Source organism: Vibrio sp. M260121, assembly GCF_036533715.1.
Classification (GTDB): Bacteria; Pseudomonadota; Gammaproteobacteria; order Enterobacterales; family Vibrionaceae; genus Vibrio.
The window spans coordinates 115,751-137,448 of sequence record NZ_JATABF010000001.1 but is presented as its reverse complement, the minus strand read 5'-3'; the positions used below and the strand labels follow the sequence as shown (position 1 = coordinate 137,448).

At 44.7% G+C, this 21,698-nt stretch carries 18 protein-coding genes and 1 tRNA gene; 7 read left to right on the top strand and 12 right to left on the bottom strand.

Translation table 11 applies throughout. The annotated features are described in order from the left end of the window. Positions 1-26 precede the first annotated feature (26 nt). On the bottom strand, positions 27-551 hold the full coding sequence (gene yceD / locus QTO06_RS00650; RefSeq protein ID WP_010449311.1) for a 23S rRNA accumulation protein YceD: 525 nt from the start codon (positions 549-551) through the stop codon (positions 27-29). Between the two features lie 149 nt (positions 552-700). Between yceD and QTO06_RS00645 the strand changes: the two genes are divergently transcribed. Next, entirely contained in the window at positions 701-1,282 is a 582-nt protein-coding gene (locus tag QTO06_RS00645; RefSeq protein WP_331406510.1) for a Maf family protein, read from the top strand. A 281-nt stretch (positions 1,283-1,563) separates the two neighbouring features. On the opposite strand, the gene QTO06_RS00640 is transcribed toward QTO06_RS00645, so the two are convergent. Further along, positions 1,564-2,091 carry a type II secretion system protein gene (locus QTO06_RS00640; protein ID WP_331406509.1) on the bottom strand — a complete coding sequence of 176 codons (528 nt, stop codon included), beginning with the start codon at positions 2,089-2,091 and terminating at the stop codon, positions 1,564-1,566. Between the two features lie 126 nt (positions 2,092-2,217). Next, positions 2,218-3,333, bottom strand: a complete 1,116-nt coding sequence (gene asd / locus QTO06_RS00635) for an aspartate-semialdehyde dehydrogenase (RefSeq protein ID WP_331406508.1) — start codon at positions 3,331-3,333, stop codon at positions 2,218-2,220. 437 nt (positions 3,334-3,770) lie between these two features. Here asd and nhaC point away from each other — a divergent pair, with 437 nt between their 5' ends. Continuing rightward, positions 3,771-5,207, top strand: coding sequence for a Na+/H+ antiporter NhaC (nhaC, locus tag QTO06_RS00630; RefSeq protein ID WP_005439709.1), 1,437 nt, complete (start codon positions 3,771-3,773; stop codon positions 5,205-5,207). A 101-nt stretch (positions 5,208-5,308) separates the two neighbouring features. Here the strand turns inward: nhaC and QTO06_RS00625 are convergent, their stop codons facing one another. The 3 genes from QTO06_RS00625 to yejK form a co-directional block, all read right to left on the bottom strand. Beyond that, the gene (locus QTO06_RS00625; protein WP_045418408.1) at positions 5,309-6,472 is read right to left on the bottom strand and encodes a hypothetical protein; all 1,164 of its coding nucleotides are present in this window, start codon (positions 6,470-6,472) and stop codon (positions 5,309-5,311) included. A gap of 112 nt (positions 6,473-6,584) precedes the next feature. Beyond that, positions 6,585-7,943 carry an Hpt domain-containing protein gene (locus QTO06_RS00620; protein ID WP_331406507.1) on the bottom strand — a complete coding sequence of 453 codons (1,359 nt, stop codon included), beginning with the start codon at positions 7,941-7,943 and terminating at the stop codon, positions 6,585-6,587. A gap of 111 nt (positions 7,944-8,054) precedes the next feature. Further along, positions 8,055-9,053 (bottom strand): nucleoid-associated protein YejK, encoded by a 999-nt coding sequence (yejK, locus tag QTO06_RS00615; protein WP_005432897.1) that lies wholly within the window; start codon positions 9,051-9,053, stop codon positions 8,055-8,057. Between the two features lie 85 nt (positions 9,054-9,138). Here yejK and QTO06_RS00610 point away from each other — a divergent pair, with 85 nt between their 5' ends. From QTO06_RS00610 to QTO06_RS00600, 3 genes are all read left to right on the top strand, one after another. Then, positions 9,139-9,366, top strand: a complete 228-nt coding sequence (locus QTO06_RS00610; RefSeq protein ID WP_009707299.1) for a YejL family protein — start codon at positions 9,139-9,141, stop codon at positions 9,364-9,366. Positions 9,367-9,388: 22 nt separating this feature from the next. Further along, on the top strand, positions 9,389-11,197 hold the full coding sequence (locus tag QTO06_RS00605; RefSeq protein WP_005439714.1) for a DUF3413 domain-containing protein: 1,809 nt from the start codon (positions 9,389-9,391) through the stop codon (positions 11,195-11,197). 139 nt (positions 11,198-11,336) lie between these two features. After that, positions 11,337-11,427: transfer RNA gene (locus QTO06_RS00600), tRNA-Ser, on the top strand. A 436-nt stretch (positions 11,428-11,863) separates the two neighbouring features. Here QTO06_RS00600 and QTO06_RS00595 read toward each other — a convergent pair. From QTO06_RS00595 to QTO06_RS00585, 3 genes are all read right to left on the bottom strand, one after another. Beyond that, positions 11,864-12,859 (bottom strand): M48 family metallopeptidase, encoded by a 996-nt coding sequence (locus QTO06_RS00595; protein ID WP_331406506.1) that lies wholly within the window; start codon positions 12,857-12,859, stop codon positions 11,864-11,866. Beyond that, positions 12,859-14,034 carry a YjgN family protein gene (locus QTO06_RS00590; protein WP_331406505.1) on the bottom strand — a complete coding sequence of 392 codons (1,176 nt, stop codon included), beginning with the start codon at positions 14,032-14,034 and terminating at the stop codon, positions 12,859-12,861. Before QTO06_RS00590 ends, QTO06_RS00595 begins: the two co-directional genes overlap by 1 nt. Positions 14,035-14,566: 532 nt before the next feature. Then, on the bottom strand, positions 14,567-15,487 hold the full coding sequence (locus QTO06_RS00585; RefSeq protein WP_331406504.1) for a histone deacetylase family protein: 921 nt from the start codon (positions 15,485-15,487) through the stop codon (positions 14,567-14,569). Between the two features lie 282 nt (positions 15,488-15,769). Between QTO06_RS00585 and QTO06_RS00580 the strand changes: the two genes are divergently transcribed. Continuing rightward, on the top strand, positions 15,770-16,459 hold the full coding sequence (locus QTO06_RS00580) for an SDR family oxidoreductase (RefSeq protein WP_331406503.1): 690 nt from the start codon (positions 15,770-15,772) through the stop codon (positions 16,457-16,459). Positions 16,460-16,609: 150 nt separating this feature from the next. Further along, complete coding sequence (locus tag QTO06_RS00575) at positions 16,610-16,816, top strand: hypothetical protein (protein ID WP_331406502.1); 207 nt, start codon at positions 16,610-16,612, stop codon at positions 16,814-16,816. Positions 16,817-16,878: 62 nt separating this feature from the next. Here QTO06_RS00575 and QTO06_RS00570 read toward each other — a convergent pair whose 3' ends face one another. From QTO06_RS00570 to QTO06_RS00560, 3 genes are all read right to left on the bottom strand, one after another. Further along, positions 16,879-18,846, bottom strand: a complete 1,968-nt coding sequence (locus QTO06_RS00570; RefSeq protein WP_331406501.1) for a DNA topoisomerase III — start codon at positions 18,844-18,846, stop codon at positions 16,879-16,881. Positions 18,847-18,948: 102 nt separating this feature from the next. Beyond that, positions 18,949-19,497 (bottom strand): NAD(P)H nitroreductase, encoded by a 549-nt coding sequence (locus tag QTO06_RS00565; protein WP_038896083.1) that lies wholly within the window; start codon positions 19,495-19,497, stop codon positions 18,949-18,951. Positions 19,498-19,669: 172 nt separating this feature from the next. Further along, positions 19,670-21,682: an NADPH-dependent 2,4-dienoyl-CoA reductase gene (locus tag QTO06_RS00560; protein WP_199460124.1), complete on the bottom strand. Its 2,013-nt coding sequence runs from the start codon at positions 21,680-21,682 to the stop codon at positions 19,670-19,672. Between the last annotated feature and the right edge of the window lie 16 nt (positions 21,683-21,698).

The window sequence follows — 21,698 nt, the reverse complement described above, 5'->3', positions numbered from 1 at the left end:
TAAAGAAGAAGCGGCTACCACACCAGTTACTTTTTCAGATTTTTCAAAACGTCGAATGGATTCGGTTTTTCTTCCTCAATTTCTTCAGGAATCTCACCAAAAACCATGTTATTTGAATCAACGCTACAATCCGCTTCATCGTGCATTGCGATTTGAGGTAATGTTAAGATGAACTCGTCTTCAACTAGTTGTATAAGGTCTAATTCACCGTACTCATTTAGATCTACCAAATCATAAATTTCTGGTGCTTCCTCTTCCGTCTTCTCACCGTAGTAAGGAGTGTAAAGGAATTCAACTTCACACAAATGTGTGAATACCTCATTACAACGCTGACACTCTAAATCGACTTCGATGTTAGCTTTACCAGAGATAACAACAAGTCGCTGTTCATCAATATCAAATGACAATGAGACTTCTGCGTCGCGTTTTACGCCTTCAGTTGTTTCCGCTAAGCGCTTGAAAAGACTAGCTTGGATGATGCCATCGTAATCTAATCGTTTTTGTGCGGACTTCGCCGGATCAACCGTTCGCGGTATTTTTACCTTTTGCATAGGGCGCGAATATTATCTTCCAAATCAAAATTAGTCAAAGAAAAAGGCAAAAAAGTTGTACTTTTTTACGCTTAATATAGAGAGCATTAGCCAGAATCGATTTTGATCGATTATCCTATTGGAAATGCTTGTGCGAATTGTAATTCAAAATGAAAAATTACCAACTGGTTTTAGCCTCAACCTCCCCTTTTCGTAAACAACTGCTGGAAAAACTAGCAGTGCCTTTTACTTGCTTGTCACCCAACTGCGATGAGACCCCTTTAGCTAACGAAACACCTTTAGAACTGGTACAAAGACTTGCTATTGGTAAAGCAACTTCTTGTGATACAACACATGACTGTTTGGTGATAGGCAGCGACCAAGTGTGTGTCATTGACGGCAATATCGTTGGTAAACCGTTAAACCGAGAAAACGCCATCAAACAATTATTGGCTCAAAGCAGTAAAGCCATCACTTTTTATACCGGACTAGCTGTCCACAACTCGGCAACTAATCACACAGAAGTCGGTTTCGATACTTTTGAAGTGCACTTTAGAGATTTGACGCGTGAACAAATCGAACGTTATGTCGATAGAGAAGAACCTTTTTACTGTGCTGGTAGCTTTAAAAGCGAAGGGATGGGAATTTGCCTGTTTAAGAAGTTAGTCGGCAAAGATCCGAATACGCTAGTCGGACTGCCTCTTATTGATTTGATCGACATGCTGCAAAAACAAGGGTTAGAGGTTTTGTAGGGAATCGGGAATCGGGAATCGGGAATCGGGAATCGGGAATCGGGAATCGGGAATCGGAGATATTTTGTCTTTCTGGGAATAGATTCTGTCAACGCGTTTTAGAATCTGGTTTCTTTAACTTACCTTCCAGCAGAGCGCTTCCGAGTATTGGAACGTTGCATTCTGAGCACCCTCGTACTCCAACTCCACGATCAGAAAAGCCGATGAATTCACATCGGCTTCTACATAACTTTTGGCTCTCAATACACAAACATTTTCCGTGTGCAAGGCCTATTCTCGATTTAGCAACCGCCAGTAAACACTTCCACTTTGTATTCATCACCCGGCTCCATTGCCGCGGTGTACTTCACGTAGCATTGTGTATCTTCAATCGCTTTGTTGTACGTGCTTTCGTCACCAGGATCAGCGTCAATATATTCCGATCGAGTCACTATCCAAGTATCAGGATTGCTTACTGACCCATTGTTGTGCGCACCCCATACCCACTCTTTCGTTAGATCATGATATCCAGACTCGATATCTAGGAAGTTTTCCATCCCTCCCTTTTGAACAGCCGGATAACCATATTGGACGGAACCGTAACCTTCAATACTGTAAGACTTTTCATGTTCCATTCCTTCTACAGCGGTTTTGCCAAAAGCCATTTCTGCAGCATTATGAACAGAGCCACCCAGTCCCTTGATAACTGCTTCTCTAGCATCATGTTGAAGATTTAAAAACTTAGGTGCAGCAACAACGGCTAAAATGCCGAGAATTACGATGACAACCACTAACTCTATGAGAGTAAAACCTTTTGTATTCTGTTTCATTACCGCACTCCAATTGATTAAATTCGTGGCAACGTTATGCAACAAAAGTCAGCTTACTGTCATTGAAATATCAAAAAAGCGCCCAGTTGGGCGCTTTCAAAATAGACATCTCAGAGTTGAGACAAATTAAGCCTTCTCAGAAAGAATAATGCGTAGAGTACGGCGTAGTGGCTCTGCAGCACCCCATAGAAGCTGATCACCGACTGTGAATGCGTTTAGGAAGTCATCGCCCATTGCCATCTTACGTAGACGGCCTACTGGAATAGAAAGCGTACCTGTTACTTTCGCTGGAGTGAGTTCTTGAGCCGTGATGTCACGATCGTTTGGAATCACCTTAACCCAATCGTTATGCGTTGCGATGATTTCTTCAATCTCATCCATTGGTACATTTTGCTTAAGCTTGATAGTCAATGCTTGAGAGTGACAACGCATCGCACCGATACGCACACATGTACCATCGATTGGCACTGGCGCATCTTGGAAACCAAGGATCTTGTTCGCTTCTACACCCGCTTTCCACTCTTCCTTACTCTGACCATTATCGCGTTTAACGTCGATCCAAGGAATCAAAGAGCCAGCTAGAGGCACACCAAACTTATCCGTAGGGAATGAAGAGCTGCGCATTGTGTCGGCAACTTTCTTGTCAATGTCTAGAATAGAGCTTGCTGGATTAGCTAATTCAGAGCTTACAGAATCGTTGATCACACCCATCTGAGAAATCAGCTCACGCATGTTTTGTGCACCTGCGCCAGACGCAGCTTGGTACGTCATTGCACTTGTCCACTCAACCAAACCTTTCTCGAACAGGCCACCAAGGCCCATGAGCATCAAGCTAACGGTACAGTTACCACCAACAAAGGTGTTAGTGCCGCCGTGAATGCCTTGTTGAATCTGCGCTAAGTTCACAGGGTCTAGGGTAATGATGGAGTCTTCTGCCATACGCAACGTAGACGCGGCATCAATCCAATAACCTTTCCAGCCCGCTTGACGCAGAGCCGGGTAAACTTTCTCTGTGTAACCACCACCTTGACACGTAATTACCGCATCAAGCTGTTTTAAACTGTCAATATCGAACGCATCTTGAAGTAGACCAGCTGCTTTACCTAGGTTTGGAGCTGGGATACCTATTTGAGACGTGCTGTAGAAAACTGGCTCGATCAGATCGAAGTCTTTCTCTTCAACCATGCGCTGCATCAGAACTGAACCGACCATGCCACGCCAACCAACTAAACCTACTCTCATCGCATTAACTCTCCATGTATATTTTTGAAACTTTCTCCATAGTTCAATTTTCGCCACAAAATCTCAAGCCCTAATTTGCAAATAAACACAACTTTTTTAACGTTTGCCGCGAATTTTTATAATCCCAGTTATTTTCTTCTCTTTTCTTATTGATTAACCATCTAATTCAGCCCAGAAAATTGTAAACGTCACGCGATAAGGTCTTACCACTCAGTGAGAAAACAACAATTGCAGCACATATTTTTTACACCACAAAACATTTCAAACTATTAAATTTAAAGTTTTTTAGTTATTAATTTCACAAGCAAACGTTTATTCGGACGAAAGTCAAGATAAAGTACCAAATGTTCGAAATATAATTTTTGTTAATGTATGTTAGGCGCGATTAAAACAGGGAGCGGCCTTCCTCTATTGCTCCATGAACGACAGAGGCACATATGAAGCAAGTTACAACACGTCTTCCTAGTCTGATACAGGTATTTATCTCACTAGGTTTGTTTCTTCTTTTGGCATTTTCATTTACTGCCAAACTAGACCTTCCAATTCAGCTCGCGCTGTACATTGGCTGGTTCATTATCATGCTATTGGGCTTAAGACTCGGCCATCAATACAAAGACCTAGAAAAAGCAGCACTAAACGGTATTTCTAATGGTTTGGGCGCAGTGCTTATTCTTCTTGCTGTAGGTGCCTTAGTGGGTACTTGGATCTCAGGTGGTATCGTACCAACCATCATCTACTACGGTCTGAAAGCCATTCACCCTTCTATCTTCTTACTGGCGACCATGATCATTTGTTCTCTGACTGCATTGGCAACAGGTACATCTTGGGGTGCGGCGGGTACAGCAGGTATTGCGATGATGGGTATCGGTCAAGGTCTTGGTGTTCCAGCGCCAATCACTGCGGGTGCGGTTCTATCGGGTTGTTACTTTGGTGACAAGATGTCTCCACTTTCAGATTCAGTGATCCTTGCTTCTTCTATGTCGAATGTAGAAGTGGTTGAGCACATCAAAGGCATGCTGCCTATCGCACTGATCAGCTACATCATCACAGGTATCATGTTTACCGCATTTGGCTTCCACTTCGCTGGTAAAGTGGATATGAGCCAAGTGGATTCTGTTATCCAGGCAATGGAACAACAATTTTTCATCACGCCTTACTCCTTTGTCCCAGTGATCATCGTATTGGCTCTATTGGCGATGCGCATGCCTTCTTTCCCTGTGATCAGCTTCGGTTCACTACTAGGTATTATCTGGGCAGTGATGATTCAGGATGTGGATTTCCTGACAGCATTTAATACCGCTTGGGCACCATTTGCGATTTCTTCAGGCGTAGATTTCATTGACTCGATTCTAAATCGTGGCGGCATGTCTTCTATGCTGGGCTCAGTTGCCGTGATCGTATTCGGTCTTGGTTTTGGTGGCCTACTAGATAAGGTTGGCGTACTAGAAACGATTGCAAAACTGTTCGAACGACGTGTTCAAAGCGCAGGTTCACTGGCAACCAGCACAATTGGTACGGCCTTCATGGGTAACGTATTCGGTTCTGCGATGTACGTATCACTGATTCTTACTCCAAAGATCTGTGCTAAGAACTACGACCGCCTTGGCTACAAACGTAAGAACCTATCTCGTAACGCAGAGTTTGGTGGCACACTGACATCCGGTATGGTGCCGTGGAGCGATAACGGTATCTACATGGCAAGCATCTTGGGTGTGGCTACATTGTCGTATGCGCCGTTCATGTGGCTGAGCTTCGTGTGTATCATCGTGACCATCTTTACTTCTTACATGGGCTGGTTTGTTGATAAATGCGAGCCAACGGCTCCAGCAACAGAAGAACAAACAGAAGCTGAACTAAAGCAACAAACAGCTTAATGCTTCAGCTTTCTATAGCTAGAAACCTTCCATAAATACAAAAGGACCGATGATTCGGTCCTTTTTTGTGTTTGCTATTTCGTATTGTGACTTCTAAACGATTAAGCCGATTTAGTGCTGGCTCTTACCGCAGAGCGCTTACCTAAGGCATAACCAAGTACGAGAGGAGCAAAGAAGATCACTAGGATAAACAGAATAAAGTAGATGATGGTGCTCTTTACAAGCTCAATCAATTTCTCCATCGCCAGATTCACCACTTCTTGTGAAACATGGTCTAGGTCCTGAGCAAACTTCTCGCGTTCGTTTGTGATGATTTGAGCAATCTCTTGGCGCTCTCTCGCCACCATCAATTCCAAAGCCTGACGCTCATCACTCAACTGAGACAAACGCTCTTCTGTTTTTTGGTCAATGTCTTCCACAAGAGGCTGCAATTGAACGGCCATCTGCTCTGCCAAGTTACGCATGTACTCAGGGTTGTTGTCGATAAAGTCCTTCAACGACTCAGAAGTCACCTTCAAGCTGTTTAGCGCTGCGTTGACTTGTTCAATACTTGCTGAGCTGTTGAGTGCCAGCAACTGCGCTTTCCAAGTCATGATCTTAGGTGTTTGTTCTGAGACCAAACTTAAACGGTCGGATACATCACCGATGGCTTCAGGCATTGTACCAAGCGTAGTAACGGCTTCTTCCTCACTGATTTGGTTTGCTTGCAACCATGCTCGGTAAGCAGGCGTTCTGATCATGCTTAAGTCAGCAAAAGGATACTTCTCGACAAAATCTGCCACAAATACTTGAGTCTTTTCGTACACGTCTTTCTTCAATAGCGATTTCGCTAGCTTATCGACTTCTTTTGCCAAATGTTCAGACACTTTTTTTGCTTCGCCAGTCGCAAATAGGTCTTTGCCCGCCCCTTCACTGTAGAACTGGTTCATCTGGTGAGTGAACACCCACGTATCAATCAACGCAGCCATTGGTGAAACTTGGTAAGCGGCAGCTTGAAGCCCCTCTTCCGCATTGATCTTCCAGAGCAGAATATAGGATTGGTTTACTTTATCACTCGGCTCATAGTTTTCTTGGAGCACATCGGCGGCTTGCTCGACTTGAGCAAAGAATTGCTGAGCATATTCACGCGTCATAATACGCATGTTCAGCTCTTGTTTGGTGAGCGGTACAGTTTGGCTGTCGATTTTCACCTCTAACAGAGAACACCCTGAAAGACTTAAAACCAAACAAGCCACCATCAATGAGGACAGTCGACGGATGGACATGAAATTACCTATGGTCAAAATGTGTAGAACAGGAACAGTGACGAACCAAGGCAACAGGTTCGCGAGCGTCCCTTGAATACCTTAATCCTTTCTATTTTAAGTCAGAGGAATATCAATCCGTTAGCACTTCTCGAATGTTTTCACTATTGAGAACTCTCTCGGCAAAAAGTGTTGTATTCTGTAACGTATCTTCTAACTGATCCAATTCATCGTCTGAGACTTGCTCGCCTTGTTTGATTAAAGATTCGATATCCCCAGAGATATAGTGTAGAGGCATTGCTCCTATACTGCCCGATACCCCTTTCAAACTGTGCGCAACACGTTGAGCGTGCTCCTTGTCCTTCCCTTCAGCGATAAGGCCTTTGAGCTTTTCGCTGTCTTCAGCGTGATCTTGGATGAACACTTCCAATAACATGCGTACTGACTCTTCATCACCAGACAGTGAGTCGAGCATTTTCTCTATATCAATATAAGGCTCTTTGATGTCTGAATCTTCACTCTCAGTCGCCATGTTTTGAGTCGGAGGCGTTGCATCATCATCCTCTTTAGGACGAGGTAGTTCTGTCTGAAGCATAAATTCTGGATATTCAACCACCTCACGTTTCGTTTCTGCCATATGCGTTTTTTCCAAAACAGGAGTAGATGGAACGACTGGCGTCTCTTCATTCTTATTTGGCGTTAACGATTCTTCCGTCACAAGTGCCGTTTTAGAGAATAGAGCCCAGGAGATAAGCGCGAGTAAGGAACCACTTACTAACGCAAGAAAAGTGATGTAAAACGTCAGTTTTTGCTCAAGGGTACTAATCACTGAAGCGAGTTGATTTGGAAACTCGGGGTTAAGCAGTTGATTAGAGAGATGGCTCCCCTGCGCATGCGCGGCCAATACGCTTGAAGTTTGGGCTAATCGACGCTGAAATGAGGCTTGTTCTTTGGATTCAAGGTTTTGTGACTCAGTAAACAAAGAATCCAGCTCTTGGTATGTGTCAGCACTTGTTGCTGCGTCGCTGAACATGGCTTCCAGTACCAAAGCACCCAAACGGTAATACATGGTGCGAAGTTGCTCTGAATTGCTGGCAGACTCGCGACTGTTGTGTAACTGATCTGCGAGAGCAACGAGCTCACTGTCGCTCCCAATAAAGGTTCTAGCGCCTTCAAGAAAACGGTCTGTGGAATAAAGTAGCTGAGTTAAATCCGGGGAACCCCATCCGGCAGAATGTTCACTTTCAAGTTGTAAGCGAACAGCGTAAACAAGTTGAAGCTTAAGAGAGACTTGATCAACGTGTTGTGCACGATAAGGCAATTCGAAGTGGAAGATATTGCGCACCTCGTCCACTTTGCTGCTGAGTTCATCAATGGTCGAAATAGTTCGGATAGTTTGTTGCGCTTGCAGCCAAATACCTACAGCAAATACACACCACACAGCAAACAAAAGCCAGACAGCTCTTCTCATTCCCTCTTTGAATTGCAGCAATGCTTTTCCCTCGACTATTTCTTATTAATAACCAAGCATATACCATGAAACACGCGCTGACTGTGCGCACTTCACATAAAAAAAGAGAGCATAATGCTCTCTTATTATCAATTAGTTACGGCTTAACTGATCTTTTAGGTTTGGTGGCGTGCCTTTGATCGTTAGCGTGTCTGTCTCTGGATCGTAGAAAATACGCTCGCCAAGTAACAAGCTATCAAAGCTGATATTCAAACCGCCACCAGCGCCAACGTACTTAGTTAGCTTGCGTACGGTAGAACGGTCACCAGGGAAAGATTCTTCCAACTCGTAGCCTTGCTCTTTGGTAAAGTCCATAAAGCTTGTGCCATCTTGGCTTGGTGGCAACTCACCAGACAGTTCAGAAATTTGTACTTCATCGCCTGATTTGATTTGCTCGTTACAGTAGTTGTAAACCTGCTTTTTGTACTCGTTCGCTTCTTGCTTCTCAAGCTTAGAATCCGCACAAAAGTCTTCTACCGCTTGCATTAGCACTTGGTTTTGCTGCTTAGTATCTAGACCAACATCCGCTTGTAGGAAATCGAGGAAAAAGTCTGCTACTTTACGACCAACGCGACCTTTGATGTAAGAAAGGTAACGATTTGACTCACGGTCTGTGTCGTAACTTGAAAGATCAATGCGCGCAGCAATGTCCATCTTAGTGATATCTAGGTAATCCGTCGCATCAATATCCAAGCCTTCAGTCACTTTTAGACTTTGGTTCATTGGCAAGATACCAATAAACAAATAGTCAGTTGCTAAGCTTTGGTACTCAGCAAAGACTAAGATACCCTCATCAGCAAATGGGTACTTAATCAGCTCTTCTTTCAAGCGATTTGCACTAATTTGTGAGAAATCATAGAAATCTCTCTCCCCTTTGCGCATTTCTTGAAGCCAAAATTGAAATTCGCTGTCTGATTGGAAAGAGCCGAAACCTTTGCCTGCTTTCGAGTGGAATACGCGATGCAGTTCCGCGACAAGGTTTTCAGTAGAGGTATCGTTTTCTAACGACGCCGGGCGAAGTTTAACAACCAGTTCGTCCTGATCGTTTTTGCACAATTGATGCAGAATAACGTTTGAAAGATGAAGGCTCATAGTGATTTTATCTTGCTACAAGGTTTAAGTTGTTGGGCATTGTAGGTTATCATAAGCCGCTTTTACTATCATTATTAGAGTCTTTATGCCGATTACATCTAAATATACTGACGAACAAGTAGAGAAAATTCTTGCTGAAGTGGGTGCTGTACTTGATAAACACGCTGCTTCTCCTGAGTTGACGCTAATGATTGCCGGAAATATCGCAACCAATGTCTTAAATCAACAAGTTGCTGCTTCACAACGCAAAGTTATTGCTGAAAAATTTGCTCAGGCACTGATGTCTTCTCTTGAAGCGCCAAAAACACATTAATAACGGATAATAGAACAAGTACATGGTAGACAGCGGAAACTCATACGGCGAACGCGTATCTCGACTAGTAGGTTGGGGTCACTGGTTTGCATTCTTCAACATCGTTGCATCGATGTTGATAGGTACACGCTATATCGTTCAATCGCCTTGGCCAGAAACCCTTATGGGGCAATTTTATTTGGCTGCATCTTGGGTTGGTCATTTTGGCTTCCTTGTTTTCGCCCTGTACTTATTAGTTCTATTCCCGCTGACGTTTGTCCTGCCATCAAGGAAACTTTTCCGCTTGGTGGCAGTGATATTCGCAACGGTTGGTCAAACCGTTTTATTGATTGATACTCAAGCGTATCAATCCATTAATTTGCACCTAAACCCTGTGGTTTGGGAGCTGTTGTTTAGCGAAGATAAAAGCGCGATCAGTTCCGATCTCCAACACCTTTTTGTGGTGATGCCGCTTATTTTCCTGGTGCAGCTTGCTCTTTCTGAGTGGGTTTGGCGCAAACAACGCAAACTTTCCCATAAACACGTTGGCCGTCCTTTAGCTGCCGTGTTCTTCTTAAGCTTTATGACCAGCCATTTGGTTTACATTTGGGCTGATGCTTACTTCTACAATCCGATTACTAGCCAACGCTCTAACTTCCCATTGTCATACCCGATGACGGCGAAGAGCTTTATGGAAAAACATGGCCTTCTTGACCGTGAAGAGTACCTAAAACGCTTAGCAGAGAACCAAGGCAACATCGATTTAGTCAGCTACCCGCTAGAGAAGCTTGAATTCAATCGTCGTGGTAACAAGTTAAACGTGCTGATGATCAGCGTGAATAACCTTCGTGCGGATGCACTTAACCAGAACGAAATGCCGAACTTGTACAAGTTTGCGCAAGACAATCAAAACTTTACGAACCATTACAGCTCAAGCAATGACACTTACGGTGCATTTGGCTTGTTCTATGGCTTACCAAGCAGTTACGCGAGCAGCATTAAAGCGCAAGGCAGTGCGCCAGTATTACTAGACGTACTAAAAGATCAGGATTACAGCTTTGGTCTATTCAGCGGTAATGGTTTTGAAGATGACCTCTATTCAGAAGTTATCTTCCGAGGCTTGAATCTGGCTAATGAACTAGATGGTACACAAGCCCATACCGACAAGCAGTCAATTGCAGCTTGGAATACATGGCTAACTGAACAAGCGAAAAAGCCTTGGTTTAGCTACATCGAAGTTACCACTGTCGACAACTTTGAATCTGAGCCGATGGCTGCTAACGAAGAAATCCCAGCCAGCGAACGATTTAAGAAAGCTTACGAGCAATCAGTGAAATCCGCAGATAAAACGGTTGCAGAAATTATTGCTGATTTGGAAGCAAATGAGTTACTGGCGAACACCATCGTGGTTATTACCTCGAATCACGGCAGTGAGTTTAACGAAACCAATACCAACAGCTGGGGGGCAAACAGCAACTACAGCCGTTACCAACTGCAAGTACCAATGGTGATTCACTGGCCGGGTATGCTACCAGCCGAGTTTACGCACAGTACAAGCCACTTAGATTTGTCTGTAACGCTTTTACAAGACATGTTGGGTGTATCTTCAAACCCTTACGATTACAGCAGTGGCCGAAACTTATTTGATGAGAGCCGTCGCCGCTGGATTCTAGCTGGTGACACGCGTGAAATCGCACTTATCACTAGCTCACAAACAACCGTTATAGACAAATTCGGTAACTATAAGCTCTATGACGACAATTATAAGCGTTTGAGAGAATCGACACCGAAGCTCCCAGTGCTAATGCAAGGGCTGACAGAACTTCAACGCTTCTATTCGAAAAGCAATTAATTGAACAAAAGCTCTCCACTCGGAGAGCTTTTTCGTTTCTTTTCTCCACAAACAACACAAAATCGTGCAGTAAACATCCAAACGGTTCATTTTGGGGTTTACAAGATTTTCAAAGCCTTATATTATTCGCGTCAACAACGGAGAGATGGCTGAGTGGTTGAAAGCACCGGTCTTGAAAACCGGCATACGTTAATAGCGTATCTAGGGTTCAAATCCCTATCTCTCCGCCACATTTAGAAAGCTCGTTGAGAAATCAACGGGCTTTCGTCGTTTTAGCGCTTGGGAAATTACGGGATTTGTAAATCCCTAGTTGAACGCACCCCCGGCTCTCAGCCACATTTAGAAAAAGCCCGCTAAGCAATTAGTGGGCTTTTTCGTATCTGAAGGCGTAAGAAGGATTTAGACAAATCCCTCCTTGAATGCAAGCCCAGCACTCCCCCACATTTAGAAAACTCGTTGAGAAATAAATGGACTTTCGTCGTTTTAGCGCTCAGAAAATTATGGGATTTCTAAATCCCTAGTTGAGCACAACCCCGAACTAGGCGTCCCCACACTCAGCCAAGTTCAGAAAAAGTCCGTCAAATCCTCTAGGCACTTTCCAATACGCAAGAAAAAAGCCCACTAATATTTAGTGAGCTCTCATCGTTAAGTATTGGTATGAAAGAGTTAGTTTCCTTTCACTGCCTCAATCCTTTTATCGAGGTCTGGATGAGTACTCAACCACTCTGGCAACTCTTCATAACCTTGGTTACGGAACAACTCAAACATTTCAGCCATCGGCTTTGTGTCGCCATAAACCTTGAGCATCGCCTCTCTTGCGAATGCATCGGCTTGTATTTCGGCTTCTCTGGAGTAACCACTGGACAACACAAACACACTTGCCCCGGCAAGATTGTCCACGATGCCAGAGCTTTCACCAGTTAACAGGGCGACACCAACAGAAAGGACACTCGAATACACCAACCTCTTTAACATGTGGCGATGATGAATATGACCAAGCTCGTGAAGAATAATACTGTCCAGCTGTTGCTGATTTTTAGACAACGCCACTAATTCATCGAGCAGCACAATCTTTCCACCAGGTAAGGCAAACGCATTCGCCCCTAGCTCAGAAGATCGGAAAACAATCTCTACTTGGTAAGGCAACGCCTCTAACTGTGTTAAGTGCTGCTCTACCCTGCTTCGAATGGCTTCTTGTTCGGCTTTACTCAGCTCGCTCGGTTCCCAACGGGAATCCAAGCTTTGAAGTACCTTTTCGCCGAGTACAACTGAAACACTGTCAGGAATCGCGTATGCGACTTTGTCGCTCACCCAAGGTAACGCGTAATAATATCCCCCGAGCACAACGGCAATACATGCCATCGCAGACACGAGCCAAGCAAGCCAGTTCGATTCAATTTTATCAACCAAGCTCGACCTTTTATTTGCCTCCAGCCACCGAGACACTTCTTCAGTCCGTTCAGTAACAAAAACCCAACCATTAGGCAGCTTAAATCTGACGGGTAAATTGCCGACTGGAGCAGTAATGTCCGCATGTTGCTGATCACAGCTAAAAATATTGTCAGCAACAACCAAACTTAGCGAGTTAGCTTGAGCGACATTCAATTTGGCTTGATGTCGCTCAGAGCTTTTTGGTGGAAACGCGGTTCCTTCAAACTGCATTAACCGATTCCAACACCGAGATCGAAGGCTTGTGCAACTTCATCAGAGATCGCTGATTTCACTTTTGAATCTTGGTCTGCTGCTTTCAGTTGGCTCATGTCTCCAACGACGACCGTCTTGTCAGCAACATAGCGAGAAGTACGAACCATTACCCATGGTCTCGCAATACTCAAGGTCACAACTTGTAATAGGAAGTTTGAGATAATCAGCCACATGTAGCCATCAACTGTATAGGTAGACTTAAACGTAAAGTTGTTTTCTTCTTGCCCTTCTTTTTCTAGCTTCATTTGGGAGAACAAGTAGTTACGAGTTCTTGTTGCTGTATATGCCGTCAAGCCGATGGTTAAGCCAATCATACCAAGGTACATGACAACCATTGTAATGACAGGGCTAGATTCATTCAGTGAAGCTAAGTCGCCCGTCGCCGCTTCCATTAGCCCTGAGCTCCCAACCATCACAATGACCGCCACAATCGCAATCGCGACAGCTGTGCTAAGACCGATTGCTACGGCTTTCAGGTAGGTTTTTACAAAGAAACTGGTTTCAAGTTCGCCACTAAACTGCCAATCACCATAACGGTAGCCATTAACAAAGTAGCGTTGAACGCCAACCACAACCCAACCATAAAGTGCAGCCATAACGACGACTGAGCAAAGCCCTAAAATAACCGACGCTACTTGCGAAACGCTTGCAACCGCCACACAGATACCAATGAAAACCATGACCGCCAGCGCAGCACCAAAGCCTCGGCCAAGTATGGTGATGTATGCATCTTTTAGTGACGAATTAAAAGAGAAGTGAACATTGCGGTAACTCGTCATTGCAGAATCAAATCGTGCGTTGCTCCATAACAACCATGGCAGAGCGACATAAAACAGAAGGAAGAGCACAAGCGCCAGTTGGGGAATGAATGAGTTTGCGATACCCCATACCAATACAATCGCCAGCGCGACTAAACGCCCCTTTAAGATTTGCATTGGCACGGCATGATACTCAAAGTTATCACCGTCGATGTACGTGTTACCGTAGAAGTAGCGTTTTGTTCTTACTTTGGCCCAAGCAGAGTAAATTCCGAGCGTAACGATAGAAAGTAGAACATTGACAATCCAGATGCCAAAAAACTCTCCCCCTCGCCCTTTAAAAGAGATGGTATTGGAAATGCGTTGATGGTTCATATACAGTCCGAATAGTTTATTTAATTTTATGAATTTAAAGGCGTTATCCTATCTCATTCATAAATTGATAAACTTGACTGCCCTAAGCAAACTAAACATCAATTATTTATAAAATACATATTAATTATGAATTCAAATTCACCGAGAAAATAATTTAATGGTCATTTCCGCGCAAATGAAAGCACCTAAAGTGATAGAAACCACCCACTCAGTGAATTTAACCGACAATAGCTCATTATCACTAAAAAACTAAAAATTTGAGCTCTCACCTTACCAATCAAAAGGTTAGTTGCTGATTACATTTTTTATCAGGCGAATTGTAAGGTGTTTATAACTATCTAAACACCGCGAAGCCCCCTAGTATTCGCCTCGGCATAAGGCAGGAGCATCTTCTTTCTGCATTAGCTAAATCCATCCATTTGTTGTTTTAGACAACGTCAAAGGCTAGGAAAATAAAATTGGGAAAGGATTCCCAGCTCTAAATGTTCATTCGAGAACTGAGTCCATTACCTCGATTTTCAACATTCTAGATTCAGTCTTTAAAAACGAATTCAGCGGCATTTAATAACTGCATATGAATTGGCACCAAATCCGCGTGTTCACTTCGGTAACCACCACCAACGACAGCCGCGACAGGAATACCTTTGTCTTTCATCAACTGCATTAAGAAACGGTCTCGCTCAAATATGCCTTCCGTCGACACGTTGAAGTACCCCAGTTCGTCGTCGACATGAATATCCACACCAGCGTCATATATCACCATGTCTGGACGATGCAAGTTAATCGCCATCTCGACGACCTCTTTAAACGTCATCAAATACGTTTCATCATTGGTATCACGACTCAAAGGGACGTCAAGATCAGAGTCTGGCTTTCTCGCCGGGAAGTTTTTATCGCAATGGAAAGACAAGGTGACAATGTCGGGTTCACTTTCACAAATCGTTGCCGTGCCATCGCCATGGTGGACATCACTATCGATGATCATCACTTTATCGACGTGTTCATGATCAAGCATGTGCTTAGCAGCAATCGCCAGGTCGTTGAACAGACAAAAACCACTGCCAAAGTTTTTGTGCGCATGATGATAGCCACCGCTTAGGTGAATCGCGACGCCATGTTCTAATGCCTTTTCTGCGGTCAGTACCGTTCCGGCGGTGGATGTCAGTGTCCGTGTTATCAACGCCTCACTCCAAGGAAACCCAATTCGACGCATTTTGGCCGCAGGCATAGCTCCCGTCACCAACAAGTCGACATACTCCCCATCATGCACGCGTTTAATATCATCCATACTTAGAGGGCTTGGTTGGAAGCATTCAATTTGCCCTCCCCAATCTTCACTCGCGAGCTTCTCCATCACAGCTTGATAAAGATAACGATATTTCATGATCGGATAACGGTGACCATCTGGTAGATCGAGTTGCGAGTAAATAGGGTGGTAAATCAGTGGCAGCATGAGACATTCTTTTCATAAAACGTTGTGAAATAGTACCAACTCCCAGAGTTGATTAAAAAGAAATTTAATTGACAATGATTTTCAATATCAATTAAATTTCTACCTGTTATGAACAAAACCTTATATACGATACTCGGCGCTTTCTTTGGTTCTTTCTGCGCGATGTCTCTGTTCATGTCGATGATGTTAGGTGCATGGTGGTTAGTTGATTTTATCGCCCTTAGCTAACACAATGGTTCTGTTTCCACTTAACCTTATTGAATCAGACAGATAGGTGTACTCATGAGTCAGACAGTCTTTATTACTGGTGCGAATCGTGGTATCGGCTTGAGTTTAACCGAGCTCTATTTGCAACGAGGCGCTCAAGTTCACGCGACAAGCCGTAACCTAGCAGACAGTAAAGAACTACACGCATTAGCATCGCGTTATAATACCTTGGTGCTACATGAATTGGACGTGACGGATTACCAACGAGTCGCCCAGCTCGCAAGCGAACTCCCAGCAATCGATCTGCTGATCAACAATGCTGGTTACTACGGACCTAAAGGCTATGGTTTTGGTAACACCGACATCGAAGAGTGGCGACAAGTCTTCGAGATAAATACCATCGCTCCATTGAAGTTAGTGGAAAGCTTTTATCCGCTGCTACAACAAGGCAAAGCGAAAAAAATTGCGTGTATCTCCTCTAAAGTCGGCAGCATGACGGAAAACACCTCTGGTGGTGGTTACATATATCGCTCTTCCAAAGCAGCACTCAACTCTGTTGTAAAAAGTTTGAGTAATGACCTAACCGATGAGGGATTCACTGTTTTGGCACTTCATCCGGGCTGGGTACGTACTGAAATGGGTGGGCCCAATGCGCTTATCGACACCCAAACGTCAGCTAATGGTTTAGCAAAAGTGATTGAGCAAAGCACGCAAGAAAATTCGGGGCAGTTTATTAACTATGATGGCACCGAACTTCCTTGGTAATAGTCAACTATCAATAAGTTAACGTTAGGCGACGAAAGGTTCCTAGTTTCGTCGCCCATTCTCCACTTCTCCAATCTCATTACTTAACTTGAATTTCACCGTTTCCTATCCAGACTTAGTGAGGTATTAACCCCACTAAGGAGAGTAACCATGGCAGCAGATAAAGATCTGGTGAATTTCAGTGAAGATCATGAGCTCAATTACTGCTTAAGAAGTGCAGGTAAACGTCAAACTCAAGCGAATCGCGATACGCTCATCGACTTAGGACGACAAGTAAAACAGGATTTAGGTAAACGAGTATTAACTCAAGATGACGTCAGAGGCGCAATCGACAAGAACGAGAACTTGTTCGATTAGCCATGACCTTAATATAAGAAAGCGGCACTGGATGGTGCCGCTTGATCGTAAGTAAACATGAGTTATTTAGAGGATTTACGTTTGGTGGTAGTCGTTTTTGATGCACCAGATTTGTTGTAACTGCGCTTCTTACGCTTGAATGCTGGTCGCTCTACTTTAGGAAGATGACGCAGAGATTCCGGAATCGGACCTGATTTCACTTCGCCCATCAGCCCATCTATACGTTGTTCTAACGCTTGCATAAAAGGTTGATATGCTTGGTTTCTTTCTGCCATTCCTTGTAATTGGTGTTCCCAATGCGCAGTCATATCCGGGTACGTCGAGTCCATTGGCAAAGCGTGGATCAAGCCACGTCCTGCTGGTGAGCTCAAAATCGATTTCCCCTGACGAGTCAGCAATTGGCGTTTGAACAAGGTATCAAGAATGCCAGCTCTCGTCGCTTCTGTGCCCAGACCATCGGTTTCACGTAATATCTTCTTTAGTTCTTTATCTGCCACATAACGAGCGATGCCCGTCATGGCTTGAAGCAATGTTGCCTCAGTAAAATGCTTTGGTGGCTCTGTTTTACGATCTTTGATTTCACCCTCACGGCAAGTCAGCACGGTGCCCTCAGCGAGTGGCGGCACAGCATCGATACCATCGTCTTCTTTGTCCGTTTTCCCCATCAACGCTTTCCAACCCGGAGAAACAAGCTGGCGACCTTTAGCGATAAACGTACCACCAGCAATATCAAAGACGAGCTTCGCTTCCGCATAAACTGCAGCTGGATAGAATTGCATTAAATATTGACGGGCAATGAGCTGATACACCTTCATCTCATTACCTGATAATGCATTCACATTCGCTTGTTTTGGTGTTGGAATGATTGCGTGGTGAGCATCGACTTTTTTGTCGTTCCACGCTTTAGACTTAAGCGATAAATCCGCACCTTGCACCGCGCTTTGTAGCTCTTTGGCATTGTTAGCAATAGCGGAAGTGACAGAACCCGCTTGCGAATAATGCTCCATCGGTAAGTAACGACAATCAGAACGTGGGTACGTGATCAGTTTGTGCTTCTCATACAACGCCTGACAAGTATCCAAAACCTGTTGGGCACTCATGCCATAGCGTTTGGCAGCATCAATCTGCAAGGCTGATAATGAATAAGGAAGTGGCGCAGACTGCTTCGTTTGCTTTTGCTCGGATTCCGTGACTTTCGCAGGTTGGTTCGCAATGCGATTCGCCACGTTCTCGACAAGCTTTCGGTTAAGAACTCGACCTTCTTCATCTTGCCAAGGCTTGCATGCCTCACTTGGCTTCCAACGAGCGCGAATATCAAACGGACCATTTTGATCTTGATAAGGGATCAATGCATGCAGAGTGAAATAGTCTTTAGGCACAAAGTTTTCGATTTCTTCGTCGCGACGTACCACCAAACCAAGTACAGGAGTTTGAACTCGCCCGACCGATAATACGCCTTGGTAACCTGCTTTTTGGCCCAGCAAAGTATAGGCGCGAGACATGTTCATTCCGTAAAGCCAATCAGCGCGAGAACGCGCCAAAGCTGAAACAGAAAGAGGAATAAAATCGCGATTGCTGCGCATCGAGCTTAATGCACGCTTAACCGCGGGTAAGTTCAAGTCTGAAATGAGAAGTCGTTGTGTCGCTTCTTTCTTGGTTTTGGAGAGCTTACAGTAGTCCAACACCTCATCCACCAACAGTTGACCCTCTCGATCCGGGTCGCCTGCATGGATAACTTCTGTCGCATCTTTAAGGAGTTTACGTATTACCGTGAGCTGTTTACTGGCACTTTTTCTCGGTCTTAACTGCCATTGTTGGGGAATAATCGGCAAGTCAGCTATATTCCATTTTTTATAGCGTTCATCGTAGGCATCAGGTTCAACTTGCTCTAACAAGTGACCGATACACCAAGTCACGACGTCACCATTACCACAACGGATAAAGCCTTGATCTTTCTTTTGAGGGTTTGGTAGTGCAGCCGCAATCGCGCGACCTAGACTTGGTTTTTCAGCAATAAACAGACGAGACATAAGGTTTTGGAAATCATAATAATTAGGGCCACATTATCTAATGTAGCCCTAACAAATCAAGGAAAACTGTACAGATGAACAGTTATAGCGTCACTTTCTAGCTCACTGAAACTCAACAAACTGAGACAGGTCACGCTCTGGCACTTTCATTGGAGTGCAGCCTGGTGTGCCAAGATATAAGAATCCTACAATTTGATCTTCGCCTTCAAGGCCAAAAGCTTGATGTACTTCAGGATGGAACATCCACTTACCCGAGCGCCAGAAACCTTGGAAACCTTGTGCTACCGCTGCCATTTGCATCGCTTGTGCCGCGCAGCCTGCTGACAGGTATTGCTCGAATGCAGGGACTTTCTCATGTTCTGTCACCTTCGCAATCACCGTGATGACCATTGGCGCACGAAACGGGGCATTTTTTACTTTTTCAACCACCGCTTCTTCACTGTTTTCCGCTTCAGCGGCTCTAACAAGAATGTCCGACAGTTTCTTTAAGCCATCGCCTTGAGCAATCACAAAACGCCAAGGGGTTAAACCCGCGTGATCAGGCGCGCGCAGACCTGCACGAATAATATTCTCCAACGCTTTACCTTCTGGCGCAGGCTCAGACAACTTGGCAATAGAACGACGGTTGAGCAAAAGATCGAGAGCTTCCATGAGCAAGTCCTTATTTGATTGAATTATTATTTTTACGCAGCTCACTTTAGCATAATCCAAACTTTCGAATAACAACCTGTTTTCTAGGGATTTAGAACAAAAAAAACTGCGCACTTGGCGCAGCGATAAAAAGTTAAGAACGAATGAAACAACTATGAGTTAAGGTTACGTTTTAGAGTTTCACAGCAAGTTTGACGCCTTGGCGAATGGCACGAACCGCATCGAGCTCACCCGCATGATCTGCGCCACCAATAATGTGTAGTTTCTCGCCCAACTCATGCCACTTGTCTTCAAACGGACGAACCGATTCTTGCCCTGCACAAATCACCACTTTATCCGCTTCTAGCAGCTCTTCTTTGCCATTTACATGAATGTGTAAGCCAGCATCATCAATCTTGTCGTACGACACCCCACCGTAAAGGTGAACACCACGTTTCTCTAGCGTACGTTTATGAATCCAACCCGTGGTTTTGCCCGGCCCTTTACCAACACGCCCTTTACGACGTTGCAGCACCCATACTTCTTTATCGCTCACTGCGTCAGGGTAAGGATACAAACCGCCCGGTTGAGACATCTCTTTATCAATGCCCCACTCATGCAGCCAGTCGTCTAATGTTTGACCTACCGGCTCGGTGATCATGGTCGCTACGTCAACACCGATACCACCAGCCCCAACAATCGCAACTTTCTCACCAACAGGCGTTTTATCTCGAATCAGTGTTTGGTAGTCGATCACTTTTTCTGGGTTATCGATACCATCAATTTTTACCTTGCGAGGTTCAACACCCGATGCCATGACGACTTCATCGTATTCAGTCAGCAAGTCGTAATTGGCTTCTGTCTCTAGGTGAAGATTCACACCCGTTTCTTCAATGCGGTTCGCAAAGTAACGGATGGTTTCGCGGAACTCTTCTTTGCCCGGGATCTGCATCGCTAAACGGAACTGGCCGCCAATGCGGTCGTTTTTCTCAAACAGATCCACTTTGTGCCCACGTTCTGCCAACGTCGTCGCACAAGCCAAACCAGCAGGACCGGCACCTACTACCGCAATGTTCTTCTTCTTGAATGCTTCTTCAACAACAATTTCCGTCTCGTAACACGCTAGCGGGTTAACTAAACAACTCGCTCTTTTGCCTTTGAACACATTGTCCAAACAAGCTTGGTTACAGCCAATACACGTGTTGATTAGTTGAGATTTTTCCTGCTCTGCTTTGGCAACAAAGTAAGGGTCAGCTAGGAATGGACGCGCCATCGAAACCATATCGGCATGACCTGAAGAAAGAATTCGCTCGGCTTCATCTGGGGTATTGATACGGTTACAAGTAATGATTGGCACTGAGACGTGAGGTTTAACTTTTTCTGTCACCCAAGTAAATGCACCACGAGGAACTTGAGTAGCAATGGTCGGAATGCGCGCTTCGTGCCAGCCGATACCAGTGTTGATGATGGTGACACCGGACTCTTCCAGCGCTTTTGCCAGCTCAATCACATCTTCAAACGTACTGCCCTGCTCGACCAGATCAAGCATGGAAAGACGGAAGATAATAATAAATTTCTCACCGACCGCTTTACGCACCGCTTTAACGATTTCAACCGGAAAGCGCATGCGCTTTTTATAACTGCCACCCCAGTCGTCGTAACGCATGTTGGTACGTTTACATAAGAATTGGTTAATCAAATAACCTTCAGAGCCCATCAGCTCGACACCATCATAGCCCGCTAGCTGAGCCAGCTCTGCACTATTAGCGAAAGCATCGATGGTCTTTTTGATTTGGCGCTCACTCATTTCGCTTGGTGCAAATTTGGCGATAGGCGCTTTCATACCCGAAGCACTTTGGGCGAATGGGTGCATCGCGTAGCGTCCGGCATGGAGAATTTGTAGGGCTATTTTGCCGCCGTGTTTGTGCACCGCTTCAGTCACAACCTTATGTGCTTTGGCATGTTTTGGCTTACTGAATTCTGCACTCAAAGGATGTAATCGGCCACGTAGGTTTGGAGAGAAACCGCCCGTCACGATTAGACCTACACCGCCTTTGGCACGTTCTTCATAAAACGCCGCAAGCTTTTGTAGTCCTTCTTTGTGCTCTTCTAGACCAGTGTGCATTGATCCCATCAGGACGCGGTTTCGTAGCTGTGTAAAACCTAAGTCCAATGGCTTTAACAAATTTGGGTACATGGCAGACATCACTAAACATCCATTT